The sequence below is a fragment of the Paenibacillus sp. genome (assembly GCF_035645195.1).
Taxonomy (GTDB): Bacteria; Bacillota; Bacilli; order Paenibacillales; family YIM-B00363; genus Paenibacillus_AE.
Window position 1 is genome coordinate 65288 of record NZ_DASQNA010000031.1, and the last position, 19278, is coordinate 84565.

General features: G+C 57.7%; 16 protein-coding genes. 9 read left to right on the forward strand and 7 right to left on the reverse strand.

Features of this window, described 5'->3' with window-relative positions:
* Window positions 1-13 precede the first annotated feature (13 nt).
* Both VE009_RS16995 and VE009_RS17000 read right to left on the reverse strand, forming a co-directional pair.
* Window positions 14-1627, reverse strand: a complete 1614-nt coding sequence (locus VE009_RS16995) for a response regulator (RefSeq protein WP_325009678.1) — start codon at window positions 1625-1627, stop codon at window positions 14-16.
* Entirely contained in the window at window positions 1624-3438 is a 1815-nt protein-coding gene (locus VE009_RS17000; RefSeq protein ID WP_325009680.1) for a cache domain-containing sensor histidine kinase, read from the reverse strand. Before VE009_RS17000 ends, VE009_RS16995 begins: the two co-directional genes overlap by 4 nt.
* A 151-nt stretch (window positions 3439-3589) precedes the next feature.
* Between VE009_RS17000 and VE009_RS17005 the strand changes: the two genes are divergently transcribed.
* The 5 genes from VE009_RS17005 (at window position 3590) to VE009_RS17025 (ending at window position 10085) form a co-directional block, all read left to right on the forward strand.
* Entirely contained in the window at window positions 3590-4474 is an 885-nt protein-coding gene (locus tag VE009_RS17005) for a sugar ABC transporter permease (protein ID WP_325009682.1), read from the forward strand.
* Window positions 4474-5313, forward strand: coding sequence for a carbohydrate ABC transporter permease (locus VE009_RS17010; protein WP_325009684.1), 840 nt, complete (start codon window positions 4474-4476; stop codon window positions 5311-5313). Before VE009_RS17005 ends, VE009_RS17010 begins: the two co-directional genes overlap by 1 nt.
* Window positions 5314-5431: 118 nt before the next feature.
* Window positions 5432-6742 carry an extracellular solute-binding protein gene (locus VE009_RS17015; RefSeq protein WP_325009686.1) on the forward strand — a complete coding sequence of 437 codons (1311 nt, stop codon included), beginning with the start codon at window positions 5432-5434 and terminating at the stop codon, window positions 6740-6742.
* A gap of 73 nt (window positions 6743-6815) precedes the next feature.
* Window positions 6816-7985, forward strand: a complete 1170-nt coding sequence (locus VE009_RS17020) for a glycoside hydrolase family 172 protein (RefSeq protein WP_325009688.1) — start codon at window positions 6816-6818, stop codon at window positions 7983-7985.
* A 633-nt stretch (window positions 7986-8618) separates the two neighbouring features.
* Window positions 8619-10085, forward strand: a complete 1467-nt coding sequence (locus VE009_RS17025; RefSeq protein ID WP_325009690.1) for a stalk domain-containing protein — start codon at window positions 8619-8621, stop codon at window positions 10083-10085.
* A gap of 1194 nt (window positions 10086-11279) precedes the next feature.
* Here the strand turns inward: VE009_RS17025 and VE009_RS17030 are convergent.
* Both VE009_RS17030 and VE009_RS17035 read right to left on the reverse strand, forming a co-directional pair.
* A complete protein-coding gene (locus tag VE009_RS17030) occupies window positions 11280-12074 on the reverse strand; it encodes an IS1595 family transposase (protein WP_325009692.1) in 795 nt (264 codons plus the stop codon).
* A gap of 716 nt (window positions 12075-12790) precedes the next feature.
* Window positions 12791-13513: a DsbA family oxidoreductase gene (locus tag VE009_RS17035; protein ID WP_325009694.1), complete on the reverse strand. Its 723-nt coding sequence runs from the start codon at window positions 13511-13513 to the stop codon at window positions 12791-12793.
* Window positions 13514-13761: 248 nt separating this feature from the next.
* On the opposite strand from VE009_RS17035, the gene rocF reads away from it, so the two are divergent.
* The 3 genes from rocF to VE009_RS17050 all read left to right on the forward strand — a co-directional run bounded on the left by rocF (window position 13762) and on the right by VE009_RS17050 (window position 16649).
* The gene (rocF, locus tag VE009_RS17040) at window positions 13762-14664 is read left to right on the forward strand and encodes an arginase (protein WP_325009695.1); all 903 of its coding nucleotides are present in this window, start codon (window positions 13762-13764) and stop codon (window positions 14662-14664) included.
* Window positions 14665-14670: 6 nt separating this feature from the next.
* A complete protein-coding gene (locus VE009_RS17045) occupies window positions 14671-15591 on the forward strand; it encodes a 2-dehydropantoate 2-reductase (RefSeq protein WP_325009697.1) in 921 nt (306 codons plus the stop codon).
* Between the two features lie 122 nt (window positions 15592-15713).
* On the forward strand, window positions 15714-16649 hold the full coding sequence (locus VE009_RS17050) for a cation diffusion facilitator family transporter (RefSeq protein WP_325009699.1): 936 nt from the start codon (window positions 15714-15716) through the stop codon (window positions 16647-16649).
* Window positions 16650-16718: 69 nt separating this feature from the next.
* On the opposite strand, the gene VE009_RS17055 is transcribed toward VE009_RS17050, so the two are convergent.
* The 3 genes from VE009_RS17055 to VE009_RS17065 form a co-directional block, all read right to left on the reverse strand.
* Window positions 16719-17546, reverse strand: a complete 828-nt coding sequence (locus VE009_RS17055) for a flagellin (protein WP_325009701.1) — start codon at window positions 17544-17546, stop codon at window positions 16719-16721.
* 13 nt (window positions 17547-17559) lie between these two features.
* Window positions 17560-17901 carry a hypothetical protein gene (locus tag VE009_RS17060; protein ID WP_325009703.1) on the reverse strand — a complete coding sequence of 114 codons (342 nt, stop codon included), beginning with the start codon at window positions 17899-17901 and terminating at the stop codon, window positions 17560-17562.
* An 87-nt stretch (window positions 17902-17988) separates the two neighbouring features.
* A complete protein-coding gene (locus tag VE009_RS17065) occupies window positions 17989-18264 on the reverse strand; it encodes a hypothetical protein (protein ID WP_325009705.1) in 276 nt (91 codons plus the stop codon).
* Between the two features lie 140 nt (window positions 18265-18404).
* Between VE009_RS17065 and VE009_RS17070 the strand changes: the two genes are divergently transcribed.
* Window positions 18405-19139, forward strand: a complete 735-nt coding sequence (locus VE009_RS17070; RefSeq protein ID WP_325009707.1) for a phosphonate ABC transporter ATP-binding protein — start codon at window positions 18405-18407, stop codon at window positions 19137-19139.
* The last annotated feature ends 139 nt before the right edge of the window (window positions 19140-19278 follow it).

The following is a 19278-nucleotide window of genomic DNA, read 5'->3' on the forward strand; positions in this document are numbered from 1 at the left end:
CGAGGCGGAGCTATTACGACGTGGCGCTCAGCCGTTTCCGGTACTGCATCGGCGACAGGCCGACCGCTTTGCCGAACACTTTGCTGAAATAACGAGCATCTTGGTATCCGACCATCTCGGCGACCTCCGCCACGGAGAGCCCTTCGTTCGCGAGCAGCGTCTGGGCATGCTCGATGCGAACGGATTCGACATAGTCCGACACGTTCAAGCCATACTCCTGCTTGAATTTCCTTGATACATATTCCCGGCTGATGAAAAACTGTTCCGAGAGCGACTGCAGCGACAAATCTTGGTCGTAGCGGCTGTCGATATATTTTTTGATGTCCGCGATGATGCTTTGCTCGTTCCGCTGCTTGCGGTGCAGCACCGACGCGAAGGCGACGCAGCTAGCGACCAGATCCCGTTCCCATACGTCCAGCGCCAAGACGCCGTCGTTCTGCAGCGGGAAGAAGCCGTTGCGAGAAGACGAGAACTCGAGATCCTCTTCGTCGGGGAACGTCTCTTTCAGCAAGTACGTCTTCATGAGATGATATTCGCTGCGCCATTGGTCGAGCTGCTCGAGCGTGATGGCGCCGAGCTGCCGGACGGCGTCGACCCAGGCGCGGACGGCGGCTTCGATGCGCTCCGGCTCGTTGCTCTTGATGGCGAGGGAGATGGCGGTGCTGTAATCGGCGAAAAACAGCGCCGGCTGCGCCGCCTCGTCCTGCTCGCCGTACACGCGCACGGGGAATCGCGCCGACAGGAAGTCGCTGTGCCGCAGCGCCTTCTTCGCTTCCTTGTACGCGTCCGCGATGCCTTCGGGGAACGCCGCCTCGAGCGACACGCCGATGCGGAACGATGCCTGCAGCACGTTGCGCAGCGCCTCGTGCATGCGGGACGCCAGCGCCTCGAACCGGTCGGTGCCGTCCCAGGCGATAAGCACGATCTCGTTATCCTTGCCGAGATGACGGAACGCGTAGCCGCTCGGAGGGACGCCGAACAGCTCGTTGCACACGTTCGTTAAGATGAAGAACAGCAAATCCATATTCGAGCCGAACTTCTCGATCAACAGCTCCGGCAGCGCGTCCGCGTTGAGCACCGCGACTCGGGCGCGGCTCCGCGCGCCGAGTCCGAACTGCTTGTGCAGTTCGTCGAACGACGGCGATTTGCGGCTTGGCGAAGACACCAGGCTGCTGAACTGTTTGTCCCAGTAAATCGGCTTGATCCGGTTCATCTCGATCAATTGCTGCACCGTCTGCCGGCGTTCGGCTTCCTCGCGCTGCCAAGCCTCGATCGCGCTCTCGAACGCGGTCACGATTTCGCCTCGATCGATCGGCTTCAGCAAATAATCGGAACCGCCGTATTTCAGCGTATGTCGGACGTATTGGAAATCGTCGTGGCCGCTGATGACGATCGTTTTGCTGTCCGGGGCGTGCGACTCGAGCCACTCGAGCAGCTGCAGGCCGGATTTGCGCGGCATCAGCAGATCGGTGAAAATAATCTCCGGCTTTTCGCGCTCCACGATCCGCTCCGCCTCTTCGCCGTCGGCCGCTTCGAATATGTCGGTCACCGGATATTCATGCCAAGGAATGAGCAGCCGAATGGACTGCCTTACGTCTTCTTCGTCGTCGACGATCAAAATTTTCATGCTGCATGCTCCTCTTTGTCGGTAGGAATCCAAAGCGTTACGATTAAGCCGTGCGGTTCGCGGTTCGCGACGTCGATCCGCGCTTCGCGATGAAAGTACAGCTGCAGCCGTGAAAGCACGTTCAGCAGCCCGATGCTTCCTGCGTCGGTCGCCGCCCAGTCCGGCCGGGCGCGCAGCCGTTCGGTAAGCTCGCGCAGCCGTTCGGGCTCCATGCCTCTCCCGTTATCCTCGACCTCGATCCGCACCCCGCGGTCCGTCCGCTCGACGCGGATCCACATTTCGCCCGCGCCCCCCTGTTGATCGAAGCCGTGCTTAAAATAATTTTCCACGAGCGGCTGCAGCGTCATTTTCGGAATGTGCACCCGCTTCGCCTGCTCGTCGATGTCCAAATGGATGTTCAAATGCTGCTTAAACCGCTGCTTCTGCAGCTCCAAATAGGCCGAAATATGTTCGATCTCCTTCGACAGCGGCACGATGCTGTCGTTCGTGTTCATCGTATACCGCATCATTTTGCCGAGCGACGACGTTAAATCGTAAATGCGGGGAACGTTGTTTTGCAGCGCCAGCGTGCCGATCGACTGCAGCGTATTATAGATGAAGTGCGGGTTGATTTGGGCTTGCAGCGCCTTCAGCTGATTGTCCTTGTTGGCGAGCTCAAGGCGGTATTCCTTCATGATCAAATTGTCGATCGTGTCGACCATGTTTTTGATGGTATGCGTCAATATCCCGATTTCGTCCGCGCTCGTCGCGTCGATGTCGAGCTTCATTTGCCGCACCTTCATTTTTTTGACGGAGGTGATCAGCTGTTTGATCGGCAGCGTCAGCCGGAACGAAATGTACATCGTGGCCGCCAGCACGACGACGAGCGACAGCAGAATGACCGTCGCGTTAATCCGGAACAGCTGCGCGGCGGATTGGTACAGCGCCTCGTTCGGAATGCGTTTCGCTAAAATCCATTTCGTGCCAAGCGTGTCGATCGTTTCATACAGCGTTATGCCGCGAAATCCGCCAGAGTTCCATTCGAAATGGCCCGAGGAAGACGTCAGCTCCCGCAGATGCTCGGCCCAATCGTCGTCGAGCGTTCGCCCGATCAGCTCCTGGCGGGAGGAGTAGACGACATTCATGCGCTCGTCCAGCAAATAAATATCCTCCGAGCCTTTCACGTACAACAAATCGCTGATGTTGGCGATCGACTGAAGGCGGAAGTCGATGGAGACCGTCCCGATCAAATCCTGGAGCGGCGTTTTGTAAATCGGGCGGTGCAGCGTCATGACAAGGTCGGACGGCGTCGCGGGCGATCCCGGCATCCCGTAGCTTTGCGCCGGATGCGGAGGCTCGATGACCGGGTCCACTTTGTTTTCGGGCAGCCGCAGTCGTTCCGCCGGATCCTCCGCGTCCGCGGATCGTTTCAGAAAACCGTTTAAAATCAAATACGAGTCGTCGTTGCGGCGCATATACAAATGCACCTGCAAAATGTCTTTATGCGCCGTCGAAATCGAGTTGAGCGCGCTGTACAGCTGCTTGTCGGTTTCGAACGTCGTGCGCCCGTCGGCGACGATGTTGTACAAGCTGTTTTTTTCCTGCAAATTTTTGTATACCGACAGCGAAATGTGATTCATCAGTTCGAGGTATTCGACGATGTTGACTTTGCCTTGGTAAACGGTGTGCGAGTTTTCGCGAATGAATTCGCGTTTCAGCGATTCCCGGGTGTAAACGTAGGAGATCAAGATCGAAGCGGACATCGGGATAATGATCGCCAAGAGGAGAAAGACGATCAGCTTATTGCGAAGACTGCCAGTAAGAAGCTTCATCCAAACGTTCCCTCCGATTCCTGCGCGGATGCATAAACGTCAATATATTACACAAAATAGGTCACAATCGGCTGTATTTCGCCGGTCCGGCGCTCTTCTATAATAGCAGAAAACGGATGTTTGCGTCTTCACGACGGGGGAGAGGAACTCTATGCAAAATCGAATGAACCGTTCGGGTTGGTTGGAATACGGCGTATTCGTCGGTCCGGCTTTTCTGTTTTTCGGCGTGATCGTGATCGTGCCGTTCCTGATGAGCATGTATTATTCGCTTACGGATTGGAACGGAGTCAGCTCGACCGTCAAGTTCGTCGGGCTCGAAAATTTCAGAAAAATATTGATGCAAGACGAACTTTTCCGGAAAGATTTTTGGTTTACGATCCGCTTCACGGTCGTGTCCGTGCTGCTGACGAACGCGATCGGATTTCTGCTCGCGCTGCTGTTGACGCGGAAAATGCGGCTTCGCAACGTCTACCGGACGATCTTTTTTCTGCCGAACGTCATCGGCGGCCTGCTGCTCGGGTTCATTTGGCAATTTATTTTCGTCAAAGGCTTCGCGACCGTCGGCGCCTTGACGGGCATCGGCTTTTTCCAGCTGCCGTGGCTCGGCACCGCGAACACCGCGTTCTGGGGTCTCGTCATCGTGCAGGTGTGGCAGACGGCCGGGTATTTGATGGTCATCTACATTGCTGCGCTGATCAACGTGCCGAAGGACTTGATCGAAGCGGCCCACATCGACGGGGCGAACCGGTGGTTTCTGCTGCGCAACATTTTGATGCCGCTCATCATGCCGGCGTTCACCGTTTGCTTTTTCCTCGCGATTTCGTGGTGCTTTAAAGTATTCGACTTGAACTTGGCGCTGACCAAAGGCGGCCCGTTCAACTCGACCGAGTCGGTCGCGCTGAACATTTACTACGAAGCGTTCCGGAACAACCGGTACGGCCTCGGCACGGCGAAAGCGCTCATTTTCTTCGTCATCGTGGCGCTGTTCACGACGCTGCAGGTGATGTACACCAAGAAACGGGAGGTGCAGGCATAATGGAAGCATCGGAAAAGTCGCCGCTGCTCGGCAGAATGATCCTTCAGCTTTGCGCGGTGGTGCTTGCGCTGCTGTTCCTCGTCCCGTTCTACTTCGTTACCGTGAACGCGTTCAAATCGTACGGGGAGCTGCTGATCAACTCGGCCAGCCTGCCGAGCCAGCTGCAGTTTTCGAATTTTACGCGGGCTTGGGACATCATGAACTATCCGCGGGCGTTCAAAAACTCGCTCGTCGTCACGCTCTTCAGCAATCTAGGACTCGTCGTCATCAGCTCGATGGCCGCGTACAAAATGGTCCGTTCTCCGGGACGGCTCACGAACTTGCTGTTCGTGCTGTTCGTCTCCGCGATGGTCATTCCGTTCCAGTCGATCATGATCACGCTCGTGAAGGTCGGCAGCGTCGTCGGTTTCATGAACAGCCAGTGGGGGCTGATCGTGTGCTACTTCGGCTTCGGCGTCCCGCTGAACCTGTTCCTGTATCACGGCTTCGTCAAATCGATACCGCAGGAAATCGAGGAGTCGGCCGTCGTCGACGGCTGCACGCCGTACGGTGTGTTCTGGCGCATCGTGTTCCCGCTGCTGAAGCCGATGACGGTCACGATCGTGCTGCTGAACTGCCTGTGGATTTGGAACGACTTCCTGCTCCCGTCGCTCATTCTGAGCGGCAAAGAAATGCAGACGATTCCGCTCGCCACGTACGATTTCTTCGGTCAATATACGAAGCAATGGGATTTGGCGCTCGCCGCGCTCATTCTCGGCGTGCTGCCGATCATCGCCCTGTTCCTTGGGATGCAGCGTCATATCGTTGAAGGCATTACGGCCGGTTCGGTCAAAGGATAAAATGACCAGATCACAAAATTGCACAAAACAGATCAATAATGGATGTATTTCAAAAAAATGCTTCATTCTATACTAGGTGAAGCGCTACCAAATAATACGTTTACACGGAGGGGTCGCAATGAAAGCGAAACAATGGTGGTTGACGGGCTTGATCGCGGTGCTGCTGTTCGTGGCAGGCTGCGGCGGCGGTGGCGGCGGAAACGGCGCGGCGACGGACGGAAACAACGGCGGTGCCGGAGGCGGCGACGCGGGAGGGAACGTCACGCTCAAGCTTTTCAACTTTAAAGTCGAAATGGCGGAGCAGCTCGACCGATTGGTGGCCGAGTACGAGAAAGAAACCGGGGTCAAAGTCGCCACGGAAACGTGCGGCGGCGGCTGCGATTACAGCGCGGCGCTGAAGACGAAGTTCAGCTCCGGCGACAAACCGGACATTTTCTTCGTCGCGGGCCACAGCGATTTGGATTTGTGGCAGGAGCATGTCGAAGATTTGTCCGACCAGCCTTGGGTGAACGACGTGCACGAATTCGCGAAAGTGCCGATGACGAAAGAAGGCAAGCTGTACGGCATGCCGCTCAACCTGGAAGGCTGGGGTTTCATCTACAATAAAGATCTGTTCGCGCAAGCGGGCATTACCGAAACGCCGAAAACACTCAGCGAGCTGACGGCGGCGGCCGAGAAGCTGAAAGCCGCAGGCATCACGCCGTTCATGAACGGCTACGCCGAATGGTGGGTGCTCGGGAACCACTTGCTGAACATGGGCTTCGCGCTGCAGCCGGATCCGGTCGCGTTCATCGAAGGCGTCAAAGCGGGCACCGAGAAAATTCCGGGCAACGCCGTGCTGAACGAGTGGATGAACTTGTTCGACCTGACGATCAAATACGGCCAGCCGAACCCGCTGCAGACGGACTATAACACGCAGGTCACGAGCTTCGCGACCGGCCAAGCGGCGATGACGCAGCAGGGCAACTGGACGCAGGTGCAGCTCAGCCAAACGAATCCGGATCTGAACATCGGCTTCCTCCCGATGCCGATCAACGACAGCCCGGATATGGATAAACTGCCGGTAGGCGTGCCGAACAACTGGGTCGTACACAAAAACTCCCAGCATAAAGACGAAGCGAAAGCGTTCCTCAATTGGCTCGTCACGTCCGAGACGGGCAAGCGCTACATCGTTGAAGAGTTCAAGTTCATCCCGGCGCTCAAAACGATCCCGGCGAACGAAGAACAGCTCGGACCGCTCGCGGCCGACATAATCAAATACAGCAACGAGGGCAAAACGGTGCCGTGGGTGTGGCAGCGTTACCCGGGCTACGAAGCGAATACGTCGCAGATGTCCAGCGCGATGCAAGGCTACATCGGCGGCCAGCTGACGAAAGAGCAAATGTTCGAAGAGTTCCAGCGCATTTGGGACGAATTCTCGAATCAATAACAAGGACGAACGGCAGACTCCCTTGGGGCATCAAGCTCCAAGGGAGTTACGCTGTCGAGAGGAGAGTCTCGCCATGGGTTACGGACTAAGCGGGTTAAGCCGCAAAAGGACGGGGAAATCGCGCCGGGTTTCCAGTTGGGACCGGTCGGGGCGCAATAAGGACAACATCACGGTGAAAAGCGGAGAAACCGCCGTCATCGCGGACATCGAAGGCCCCGGCGTCATACGGCACATTTGGTCGACGATCGCAGTCCACGAGCAGTATTCGTTCCGTAAAATATTGATTCGCGTCTATTGGGACGACGAGGAGCATCCGAGCATCGACTCGCCGATCGGCGACTTTTTCGGCGTCGGACACGGCGTGGCGAGCCACTACGTCTCGCTGCCGCTCAACATGATCACGACGCAGGGCGTCGTCGAGAACAAAGCCGCGATGAACTGCTTTTTCGAAATGCCGTTCGCGCGCCGCGCCCGCTTCGAAATTACGAACGAGTGCGACAACGACCTGATTTTGTATTTTTATATCGACTACACCGAAGAGCCGGTGCCGAACGATAGCTTTTACTTCCATGCGCAATGGCGCAGGGAGAACCCCACCGCCGGCACGATGGATTTGCACGCGCTTAAAGCCGATCACGACGCGCAGACAGACCCTTGGTTCTCCGAAAACAAGGTGAACGCGGTCGCCAACTTGGACGGCAAGGGCAACTACGTCATCCTCGACGCGGTCGGCGAAGGCCATTACGTCGGCTGCAACCTCAGCATCGATCATATCGATCCGATTCCGGGCTTCGTTTGGCCCGGCGAAGGGGACGACATGTTTTTCATCGACGGGGAGGCGTGGCCGCCGACGCTGCACGGCACCGGCACGGAGGACTACTTTTGCGCCGCGTGGGGGTATCCGTCCGGCAAGTACGACGGGCCGTACCACGGCATTTCGCTGGCTGCTCCGCTCCGCGGATACGGCGAAGCGTGGCGGGAGAACAACATCATCCCGTTCCACGATTGCTCCGGCAAATGGACGACGTATCGATTCCATATCGTCGACCCGATTGTTTTCGAGAAGTCGCTGCTGTTCAGCATCGAACACGGACATGCGAACTGCCAGTCCAACGATTACTCGTCCGTCGCCTATTGGTACCAGCGCGAACCGCACAAGCAGTTCCCCGAGACGCTGCCCGTCGCGCTTCGACTCCCGCTGTCGGAGAAGGAAAGCGCCAGAAGATTTTACCGCAATCTGTAGGAACACTCGTTATCGGCCGGCCTCCCCGGCCGATTTTCTTTGCAGTGCACAGCTGAATCGAGCCGCCTCCGCACCCGAACCCGAACCCGGTCACGAACCCGCACCCCGCACCGCCGTCGCCGAACTAGGCTTCAAGCCTGCGCCCCGCACCGCCGCCCCTGAAGCGCTAACCCCCACACCCCGGACCTTTCGTCAAACGGCGCCCCCCGGACCTTTTATCTAACGCCGCCCCCGGACCTCTCGTCAAACGCCGAACCCCGCACCTCTCATCGTCCGAACTCGGATTTCCCGTCAAACCCCGCACCTCGGAACTTTCGTCAAACGGCGACCCCCGGACCTTTTATCTAACGCCGCCCCCGTACCTCTCGTCGTCCGAACTCGGATTTTCCGTCAAACGCCAACCCTCGGACCTTTCATCAAACGCCGACCCCCGAGCCTTTGATCAAACGCCGCCCCCGGACCTCTCGTCAAACGCCGACCCCCGTACCTTTCGTCGTCCGAACCCTGAGCCTCGCCGCACGCCTCGCACCCCGCCCCCTTGGGGATATCCCTATTTCACATTGTAGCGACCGCTGAAACCTTTTAGCTCCCCGTGCGTCTGTTTAGGAGGAGATTTTGAAAGGGGATGTTCGAATGGTGGGGAAAAGGGGAGCGATCGCGCTGCTGCTCGCTGCAATGTTCATTGCAGGACCGTCGCCATGGCCGGGACCGCCGGCGGCGGACGGGGCGGCGGAGTCGGCGACGCGAGAGCTTGTGTTCGATTACGATAATAGAAAGGTGTACCTCAACGGGGAACTGGCGTCGACGGTGTACCCGATGACGATTCATAACGGGCGCATCTACGTCGCCGCCCGGCAGCTCGCGGACGCGTTCGGCTTTACGGCAGAGTTCGACCCTAAGAGCTATGATGCCGTTCTTCGCAACGATACGACGCGCATTCATGTCAACCAGCAAGCCAAATTAGCTTGGGTCGATGATATGCCTGTTCCTTACGACGGGCTCGGGCTCGTACAAGATGGCAGGCTGCTTCTCTCCATCCGGGCGATCGCCGATTACATGGGGCTGTACGTCGGCTACGACAGCGCGACGCGACAAGCGGTCGTCGCCGATCCCGAGTTTCCATACGTAAACCCGATCAACCCGTCCCGCCCGCAGCTCGTGCCCATCGACTTCGCCAGATACGCGAAATACCCGTTGATATCGCCAGAGGAGCGGCGGGACGATTCGAGGACGCTCCTGTTCAGCGACAGCCCCGAAACGTTCCGCGAACTCGGAATTCTGTACCGAGACGATGTCAATGGCAAGGCTCGCTTATTTCTTACGCACGTGAACGGGACGAAAGAACCTGCGCAGGTGCTGTGGCTAGCGACGAACGAAGGCGACGCCCCTGCGAAGGTGTCGACGACGCGAAGCGGCATCGCGGCGGCGTCGAAGGATTACGCCTTGCAGGGCCGGGAAGCGCTCGCCATGTGGTACGGCGAGGAGGGAACGCGCGGAGAGCGGACGATCGCTCCGGGGGAAACCGTTGCGCTGTATAGTAGCGCAGCGCTCGGACCGATGGACGGCGCGCACGCCATCTTCGACGTCGAGACCGACGGCGAACTGCGCTTCGACGTCGTCGCCGCCGAGCCGAATGCCTCGCTCGCTGCGGCTGCCGGCGCGCCGTTCGCGAGCCGCGACATCCATGACCGGGGCACGTTCCCCGTCAGCGACATCAGCCTCGCTGCGGACGCATCCGAATGGAACGGCAAGCCCGCCCGCATCCGCATCGGCGCCGTAGGCAGCCTCAACGACCACTGGGTCGTCGGCACGGACGCCGTCACCGGGAAGCCTTCCCAAAACTTCGGCAATTACGGCGTCTTCTACCACGTCACCGTCGAAAACCCGGGGAAAGCGGTCTTCGTGCTCGTGCCGATGCGCGGATTGTACCGCGGGACCGTCCTGTTCGACGGCGCCATCGTCCGCACGGATACGCTGCAAGTAGGCGAAGGGTACGCCATCGGCCGCACCGACGGTGACGAACGCTCCGTATCGATGACCCTAAGCGCAGCATCCGGCTCCTTCATGCCGTTCGAACTGCTCGTCTACCCGTTGCCGTAACGCTCAGACCGCCCGCCTCAACGGCAGGCGGTCTGCTGCTTTTCCGAGCCCGGAATTTCCTTCCAGCGTCGCCATCGGGATCATGTATCCTGGTGCTTTCCGCAACACTTCCCTTCCCTCAGGGAGAGAATTTTTTGTAACTGCCAAGTATTGATAGCCAACTTTCTGGAATTATGAACTCCACCGCACCGAACCCTTGTCTATGCGAGTCCATTCCGCAGTACTTCCCTTTACTCAGGTAGAGAATCTTTTGTAGCTGCCAAGCATCGGAAGCCAACTTTCTGGAATTATAAATTCCTTTGCACCGAACCCTTCGTCTATGCGAGGCCATTCCGCAGTACTTCCCTTTCCTCAAGTAGAGAATCTTTTGTAACTGCCAAGCATCGGAAGCCAACTTTCTGGAATTATGAACTCCACCGCACCGAACCCTTGTCTATGCGAGTCCATTCCGCAGTACTTCCCTTCCCTCAGGGAGAGGATTTTTTGTTGCTGCGAAATATCGATAGCCAACTTTCTGGAATTATAAACTCTTCCGCACCGAACCCTTCGTCTATGCAAGGCCATTCCGCAGTACTTCCCTTTCCTCAGGCAGGGAATCTTTTGTGGCTGCGAAATATCGATAGCCAACTTTCTGGAATTATAAACTCCTCCGCACCGAACCCTTCGTTTATGCGAGGCCATTCCGCAGTACTTCCCTTTCCTCAGGTAGAGAATCTTTTGTAACTGCCAAGCATCGGAAGCCAACTTTCTGGAAATATGAACTCCTCCGCACCGAACCCTTGTCTATGCGAGTCCATTCCGCGGCATTTCCCTTTACTCAGGGGGGGCTTCAACCGTGGTGACAGTATGTATGAATTAGTCCCTGTATTTAGATTAGCCCTTTGTTCCACAAGTCGGTGGGTCCGTGTTTATACGACGGCGGCGTTCTGAGGCGCGGTTGCACCCGGTTTGAGTGATATTAAGGCATGTCCAGGGGGAATGTTTGGGTAACCGGAACAAAGGAACTTCGCCCCCAGATAGTCTATGTGGATAACTTTGTATCAATGATGGTGGCAGGTTGAAGAGGTAATATCTAGTAGGAGAGGGGCGGATGTATTCATGAGAGACAATGTTTCATTTAAAAGGTTTAGGTAGGACAAGTAGATCATTCCTTCATTCAGGAGTTCCAATAGGCGTCCGGCCGTGAACCCAGAGCTATTTTGGAGACAAACACAGTCTATACCATTCATCGAGCGCTGGCGATTTATCAACGAGGAGATTCCAACGGAAGGCATATTCGTTCAAGTACGTTTGCAGCGAGCCGGAACGAGGGCCCTTAAAAATGCCGTTAAGCCAACGCTTGACGTCGATAAACACATATCGAAGAAACGGATTCCGAACCATGTCGCGGGTGTTAAGGAGAATTGGTTTGTTACCGTCGCGAGCGAGGCGGTGCGAATAATAGTTTAGGCCGCTGCGGTTGAGACGTTTTCCGTCCAAGTGCTCCTCGGACACGAATTGTAACGTGATGGCGGTCGGTATATTGGTTGTGGGATGGAAGGAAGCGCCGATAAGAATGACGCGTTCTCTTTTAAACCGTTGGGAAGGAAGAAAATAGTACGGGCCTAATCCGTCTAAGCCGGCTTTGATCTGACCGTAAAACGGCCGTTCGGCTTCGAGTTTTCCGATGGCGATTCGGATCCGGCGAAGCATAAGCCAGGCGCTCTTGACGGTGACTTGTACTTTAGCCGCTAAATCGGCGGCCGTGACCCCGTTGATGGAAGAGAGGTATTCGATCGCTTTCGCCCATTTGTCAAGCGGTGTGCGGCTGCGTTCCAATACGGTTCCTGCGATCAGAGTCGTCTGATGTCTGCAAAGGCGGCATTCGTAAAGGGGCAAACGGCGCGTCGTTATCGTATAGCAACCGTTATGCGCGCAGCGGGGGCATTCAAAGCCGTTCGGCCACCTTCTATGAAAAAATAATTCATAAGCTGCGGATTGCGCGATCATTGGAATCACCTCAACCTCATTATAACAGGAACAGGTGTTCGTGTACAACGTGTTTTTGTGAAAAACGGGTATCTGAATCAATGATTTCTGAGGTAAGGGAAGTTTTGCGGAAAGGCCGGGAAAATAGACAAAAGCAGGGGACGGCGGGAAGAGCAATTCCGGGGAAGGAAAAAGGCAGAACGTGTGATGCGGCGACCGGGATCATTTCTGAGGAAAGGGAGGTGTTGCGGAAAGGCCGGGAAAATAGACAAAAGCAGGAAGGCCGAGAAGAGCCATTCCGGGGAAGGAAAAAGGCGGAACGTGTGATGCGGCAACCGGGATCATTTCTGAGGTAAGGGAAGTTTTGCGGAAAGGCTGCGAAAATTGACAAAAGCAGGGGAGGCCGAGAAGAGCAATCCCGGGGAAGGAAAAAGGCAGAACGTGTGATGCGGCGACCGGGATCATTTCTGAGGAAAGGGAAGTTTTGCGGAAAAGCTGCGAAAATAGACACAAACAGGGGACGGCGAGAAGAACAATTCCGGGGAAGGAAAAAGGCAGAAAGTGTGATACGGCGACCGGCATCATTTCTGAGGAAAGGGAAGTTTTGCGGAAAGGCCGCGAAAATTGACAAAAGCAGGGGACAGGAAAAGCAAGCTTGAATAACTCAAGAGTCAGGGCGCAAGACACGAGCGACGACAGAAAAGCCGCCTGATGTTTAGTCAGACGGCTGCGAGAACTTAGGATTGTTTGTCGGCGGGTACGGCGCAGGAACCGTCGACGCACGCGGCGTCGGAGCTGTCGGCGTCGCCAAGGACGGTTAGGGTCGGGCGGATTTCGTTCCAAGCTTTCGTCAGCGCTTCGACGAAGACGGATGTCGGCTGTGCGCCGGAGATGCCGTACTTCCGATCGACGACGAAGAACGGAACGCCCCGAATGCCGAGTTCGGCGTCTTCTTGTTCGTCGGCGCGAACCTCGTCCGCGTAAGCGTCGGCATTCAGCGCGGCCAGCGCCTCGTCCCGGTTCAGTCCGACGTCGGCGGCCAAGTCGGCCAACACTTCGACGTCGCCGATATGCTTCGCTTCGGTAAAGTACGCGTACAGGAGGCGCTCGGTCATTTCTTTAGCCTTCCCGTGCGCCGCGGCGAAATGAGATAGTCTGTGCGCATCGAATGTGTTGGTTACGACGCGTTCGTCGCTGTACGTAAGACCGACTTGCTCCGCTTGGGCGGCGACGCTCGCGTTCGCCTGCTTCGCTTGTTCGATGCTCATGCCGTATTTTTTGGAGAGCATTTCGTTAACGCCGTACGGAACGTCTTTAGGCGTACGAGAATCGAGCTGGTAGCTCTTGAAGACAACTTCTACTTGATTTTGAAACGGAAGCTGGGCCAGCGCTTCTTCGAACCGGCGCTTGCCGATATAACAGAACGGACAAACATAGTCCGACCATACTTCGACCTTCATGGGGAGGCCACCTCCTAGTTCTTTGAACCCCATTATACATGGTTATAAAAAGTAAGTAAATCGCAGACGAGTGCCGCCAATTATCTTATGTTCGGCCGGGAAACGGGCGAATATGCTCAGGCTGACGCAATGCCATGGTTAGAGACCTGGGGCGGATGGGAACGCTTGAAGTTGGTGAGCTCGGGCGTGCGGACGCCGTTCGGCTATGGTAGACTTTAGGTAAATATCGGTGGATAGGGTGGTCCAATATGGAACAGAAAAACATCAGCGTTATTCAAGCGCCGTTCGGGTTCGGATCGAGCCGTCCGGGGACGGAGCTCGGGCCGGAGGGCATGCGTTCCGCCGGGCTGCTGCGGCAAATTCGACAGCTCGGCTTCGAGGTGAAGGACGAGCATTCGGTGCAAGTTTCGTCCGCGGCCGCCTCTGCGCCGTCGCCGTCGAAAATACAGCATTACCCGGCCGTTCGGGAGATGGCGGAGCGCGTGGCGGGACACGTGTCCGACGCCGTCCGCTCGGGCAGCTTCCCGCTCGTGCTCGGCGGCGACCAAAGCGTGACGATCGGAGCGTTCGCCGGCTTGACGCCGCACTACGAGAATCTTGGAGCCATCTGTTTTACGGCGTACGGCGGACTGCTGACCGAGGCGACGTCGCCCACCGGCTCCGCGAACGGCATGCCGCTCGCCGTCGCGCTCGGCAAAGCCGGACTCGCGCTGTCGGACGTGTACGCGGGGGCGAAGCCGCTGAACAAATCGAAGCTGGCGCTGATCGGCGTTCGGCAGTTGGAGCCGTCGGAGCGCGAGATCATTCGCTCGGAAGGCATCGCTTTCTTCTCGATGTACGATATCGACAAGCTCGGCATCGAACGGGTCATCGAGAAGGCGCTGGAGGTGGCGGGCGACGGGACGGACGGCATCCATTTGAGCATCGCCGCGGACAGCCTCGATCCGCTGGAGGCGCCGGGCGTCGGATTCCCGATCCCGGGCGGATTGTCGTATCGGGAGGCGCATTTCGCGTGCGAGCTGCTCGCAGAGACGGGTAAAATTACGTCGATGGACGTGGCGGAAGTGAATCCGGCTCAAGACGAGAATCGGCGAACGGCTAGGCTCGCGGTCGGCCTGATCGCTTCGGCGCTCGGCAAACGGATTATTTAACCGCCTATGCGAATCGACATCGTCGGCGCGGGCTCGCTCGGGCTGCTGCTCGCCGGCAGGCTCGCCGTCGTCCCGGCGGCTAAGGTTCGCGTCGTGACGCGAACGCGTGAGCAGGCCGCCGCTCTGGCGCGGGACGGCGTCGCCGTCTCGGAGCTCGACGGCCGGGAACGCGCTGCGCCGGTCGCCGGCGTAGGCTTCGGCGACGCCGCCGAAACGGCGGGCGAAGCGAACTGGACGCTGTTCGCAACGAAGCAGACGCACTGGGACGAAGCGCTAGTCCGGTTCGCCGCGCTCGCGACTGCCAGCGGCTCGCGGCTGCTGCTGTTTCAGAACGGCGTCGGGCATCGCGAGCGGCTCGCGGCTGCGGGCGCGGATCCGGCGCGGCTCCATGTCGCGGTCACGACGGAAGGCGCCGCCAAGACGTCCGCCCGCTCCGTCGCGCATACCGGCAAAGGGCGGACGATCGTCGGCGGGGGGGACTTAGAACCGCTCGAAACGTTCGCCGCCCTTCTTCGCGAGGCGGGGTTCGAAGCCGACGTCGCTCGGGATATCGAACGCCACGTCTGGCGCAAGCTGCTCGTCAATAGCGTCATCAACCCGCTCACGGCCGTGCTGCGAGTCGAAAACGGGGCGCTCCCGGCATCGCCGCATTTCCTTCAGTTGATGCGGTCGCTGCATGACGAAGCGCTGGCCGCGCTGCCCGATCTCGCTCTCGAGGATCCGGAGGAAGCGTGGCGGCAGGTGCTGACCGTGTGCGAAAAAACGGCGGCGAACCGCTCCTCCATGCTGCAGGATGTGCTCGCGGGCAGACCGACGGAAATCGAATTCATTACGGGAGCGGTGCTGCGGCGCGCTGAGGCGTCCGGCGCGGCGGCGCCGACGCACGCCGCGCTGTACCGCATGGTGAAAGGAATCGAGAGCCGCTGACGCTGATTCTCAGTCCCGGGATCCATACAATTTTCACTTGCCAAATTCCCCCTTCTCGCATATTATGATTGTAATCAGTCCTTGATTATAATTATTCTAATTAAGCGGGAGGGGGAGCGCTCATGGTCGAAAAAGATTACCATCACATCAGTCACCGGAAAGAGCAAACGAAAACGAAGAAGACGCTCTGGATCACTTTGATTCTGACGTTGGCCTTCACGATCGTGGAAATCGTCGGCGGTCTCCTTTCCAACTCTTTGGCGCTGCTTTCGGATTCGGCGCATATGATTTCGGACGTCTTCGCGCTCGGACTCAGCATGACGGCGATCTACATGGCGACGCGCAAGCCGAACGGCAAATATACGTTCGGGTACGTGCGTTTCGAGACGATCGCCTCCTTCTTGAACGGGCTGGCGCTCATGATCATCGCCGGCGGCATTTTCGTGCAGGGCATCGTCCGCATGATTCGGCCGGAGCCGATCGAGCTAGGATTAATGCTCGGCATCGCTTCCGTCGGCCTTGTGGTGAACTTGGTCCTTACGATCGTCCTGAGCCGCAGCATGGAGGAAGAGAAAAATTTGAACGTGCAGAGCGCTCTGTGGCATTTTATCGGAGACCTGCTGAGCTCCGTCGGGGTTATCGTATCGGCCGCGCTCATCTATTTTACCGGCGTGCTGCTTTTTGACCCGCTCGTCAGCATGGCGATCGGCGGCATTATTTGCACGGGCGGCTTCCGCATCGCGAGAGAATCGTACCGAGTCCTGATGGACACGGTTCCGGACCACCTCGATCTCGAGGAAATTCGGAAAGACATCTTGGCCGTGGAAGGCGTCAAGAACGTGCACGACATGCACGTGTGGACGATCGCCACCGATCAATATTCGCTCACGGCGCATGTGTTCGTTCATCAGGATATTCAACCGATGTGCGTGACGCTCGCGGTCGGCGAAATGCTGACGTCGAAGCACGGCATCGCTCACTCCACGATTCAAATCGAGCATCCGCTTCTGCACGATCATGGGGAATTCGGCAAGGAACAGCTAAAGGTCGTGTCTTAATAAGCGAACTTGCATAAAAAGGCCGCCGGAACGAGTAAGCTCGCCCGGCGGCCGTTTCGCGTTATCGGGTTATCGGGGGAACAAATAATCCAGCAAGTTTTGCTGCGATGCGAAGACGGAGCCGATCGCGGCGAGCGCGTACTGCTGCAAAACGCGGTTGCGTTCGAGCTCCGCGGAGAGCCGGACCGGGTCCACTTCCTGGTAGTTTTCGACCAGCTCGTCGAGCTCGCGTTGTTTGCTTTCCATGAGGCCCGCGCGGGACTCCAAAATAAACTCGCCGGTGCCGAGCCGCTGCTGGAAGCCGTTCAACGTTTCGACCGCGGCCTCCAGCTTCGCGACGGCCGCGTTGGCGTTAGGGACGGAGCTGACGGACGTGCTTTCGACGTCCAAGCCGCCGCTGCCGGCGGTCGCGTTGATAAACAGGAACTCGTACGACTCCCCCGGTCCTGTCGCGACCTTAAAGCCGGAGCCCGAATTCGCGTACGTGCCGTCCAGATAGGACTTGCCGTCGAACCCGGCGTTTGCGGAGATTTCGTTCAGCTCTTCCGTCAGCTTCTCGTACTGCTCGTTCAACGCGGTCCGTTCGCCCGTGCTGAGTCCGCCCGCGCGCACTTGATTGGCGATTTCGAGCATTTTCTCGAGCGTATCGAGCTGCAGCGACGCCGCGTCGCTGACGACGGAGACGACGGCCGCGCCTTCGTCGATTCGGTCCAAATACGACTCGTATGCTGCGCTTTCTGCTTCGTACGATTGAATTTTACGGTAAAGAAACGGATTGTCCGACGGCGAATTGATTTTTTTACCGGTCGAAAGCTGCATCGTCAGCGTGCGGTTCACGTTCTCCAATCGATTGTAATTGGAGATGGAACGCAATATCGTTGCGAAGTACGACGTCATGCCGGTTTCCCCCTCACCGCAAAATTCGATCGATCCAGCCTTCGGCAGCTTCGTGCTCGCCGCGGCAAAGATGCAAGGAAGCCTTCGCGTACGCTATCCGCAAAGCATCGCACAAGGCGGTGTCGGCGTCCGGGTGCCGCGCGGCGGACCGCAGCCAGCGCGACAGCGCGTTCAAGATGCGGAGCGCGCGATGCTCGTGCCGGGCTCTTCGCCATGGATGCGACGTCGCGGATGCGGCGCGGATTGCCGCCAGCGCGGCTTCGTGAAGCTTTAGCGACGCCGTTTTCGCGTCGAGCGTCGACGCATAAGCGCGCTGATATTCGCGCAGCGTGTCCCGGTACAGCTTGGCATCCATGGCTGAGCTGGCCTCCTTGCCGGCCTTGCGGCCGCCTCTCGATTCTAGTTACTCTATCTTTATGTGCGGGGCCGAAAGATATGACACTCAGCGGGTGACAGATTGATATTCTTCTTCCAAACGCTCCTTCACGGAATCGTTGCTGCCTTGCACCGACAGACGAAGTTCGCCGTATTCTCTAACGATGGCGCGAATCGTCGCACAGTCGTCGCGGTCGGCCGCTTCGCCGATCGATTCGATGACGGAATACGTCAGCGCGTCGAACGCGTCCCGAAATCCGGAGTCGGGCTCCGAGGTTTTTCGGTAGTCCTCATAGTATCGTTTGAGCCGCTCAATAAGCGTTTCGTCGCGGTGTGCGTCCAAAATGGTTCCTCCTTTTTCATATTCCTCTATAAAATGTCCCGAACGTCCGGTTTTATGTGCGGCGCGGAACGTGCAAGTAAGGTATAATACGAGACAAGGATGACGTTACGAAAGCGATTTTACGAACAAGGAGTCGGACTATGCTGAAAGCGAACGGCCTGACGAAAAGTTACGGAGATACCCAGGTGCTCCGGGGAATCGATCTGGAGGTGCATCGCGGCGATTTCGTCGCCGTCATCGGCGGCAGCGGCAGCGGCAAAAGCACGCTTCTCCGCTGTCTCGTCGGGAAGGAGCGGCCGGACGGCGGAGAGGTTGTCTTCAACGGCGTCAATTTGACGAAGAGCTCTTGGTGGGCGCGGTGGGAAGCCAGCAAAGATTGGGCGGTCATCGGGACGGCGGATCAATTGAACGGACGCCGGACGGCGTTCCGCAACGTTGTGACCGGACGGCTGCGGCAGTTCTCGTTCTGGAGGCTGCTTCTCGGCGGCAAGCCGTCGGAGGAGGAGCACATCCGGGCGATGGATCACCTGGAGCAAGTAGGACTGCTGGACAAAGCGTTCCAACCCGTCGAGAAATTGAGCGGCGGCGAGAAACAGCGCGTGTTGATTGCGAGAGCGCTTTCGCAAGGAGCGAAGCTGATCGTTGCCGACGATCCGGTGTCTAGCCTAGATCCGCACTCGGCGGAACGCATGATGGAGAGCTTCAAGGAGCTGTATCGGCGCGAGACGGTTACGGTCGTCTGCGCGCTGCAAAATATCGAAATGGCCGAAAAATACGCCTCGCGCATCGTCGGCATCGTCGACGGGCGCGTCGAGTTCGACATTCGGGCTCGCCGCCTGACGGCTGCGGAGCGCAACAAGCTGCTGTCTCGTTAGGACGCAGCGACAATAAGCTCGCCAAGACTTCTTGGCGGGCTTTTCTATTGCTGCAAAAGAGAAACAATAAGAGAAACGAAAAGAAATGCGTTGACAGAAGAGAAAACGATAAAATACAATATTAAGTGACAATAAATGA

Coding starts and splice junctions, on each gene's coding strand:
- VE009_RS16995 (WP_325009678.1), bottom strand. CDS start 1,627: ATGAAAATTTTGATCGTCGACGACGAAGAAGACGTAAGGCAGTCCATT.
- VE009_RS17000 (WP_325009680.1), bottom strand. CDS start 3,438: ATGAAGCTTCTTACTGGCAGTCTTCGCAATAAGCTGATCGTCTTTCTC.
- VE009_RS17005 (WP_325009682.1), top strand. CDS start 3,590: ATGCAAAATCGAATGAACCGTTCGGGTTGGTTGGAATACGGCGTATTC.
- VE009_RS17010 (WP_325009684.1), top strand. CDS start 4,474: ATGGAAGCATCGGAAAAGTCGCCGCTGCTCGGCAGAATGATCCTTCAG.
- VE009_RS17015 (WP_325009686.1), top strand. CDS start 5,432: ATGAAAGCGAAACAATGGTGGTTGACGGGCTTGATCGCGGTGCTGCTG.
- VE009_RS17020 (WP_325009688.1), top strand. CDS start 6,816: ATGGGTTACGGACTAAGCGGGTTAAGCCGCAAAAGGACGGGGAAATCG.
- VE009_RS17025 (WP_325009690.1), top strand. CDS start 8,619: ATGGTGGGGAAAAGGGGAGCGATCGCGCTGCTGCTCGCTGCAATGTTC.
- VE009_RS17030 (WP_325009692.1), bottom strand. CDS start 12,074: ATGATCGCGCAATCCGCAGCTTATGAATTATTTTTTCATAGAAGGTGG.
- VE009_RS17035 (WP_325009694.1), bottom strand. CDS start 13,513: ATGAAGGTCGAAGTATGGTCGGACTATGTTTGTCCGTTCTGTTATATC.
- rocF (WP_325009695.1), top strand. CDS start 13,762: ATGGAACAGAAAAACATCAGCGTTATTCAAGCGCCGTTCGGGTTCGGA.
- VE009_RS17045 (WP_325009697.1), top strand. CDS start 14,671: ATGCGAATCGACATCGTCGGCGCGGGCTCGCTCGGGCTGCTGCTCGCC.
- VE009_RS17050 (WP_325009699.1), top strand. CDS start 15,714: ATGGTCGAAAAAGATTACCATCACATCAGTCACCGGAAAGAGCAAACG.
- VE009_RS17055 (WP_325009701.1), bottom strand. CDS start 17,546: ATGACGTCGTACTTCGCAACGATATTGCGTTCCATCTCCAATTACAAT.
- VE009_RS17060 (WP_325009703.1), bottom strand. CDS start 17,901: ATGGATGCCAAGCTGTACCGGGACACGCTGCGCGAATATCAGCGCGCT.
- VE009_RS17070 (WP_325009707.1), top strand. CDS start 18,405: ATGCTGAAAGCGAACGGCCTGACGAAAAGTTACGGAGATACCCAGGTG.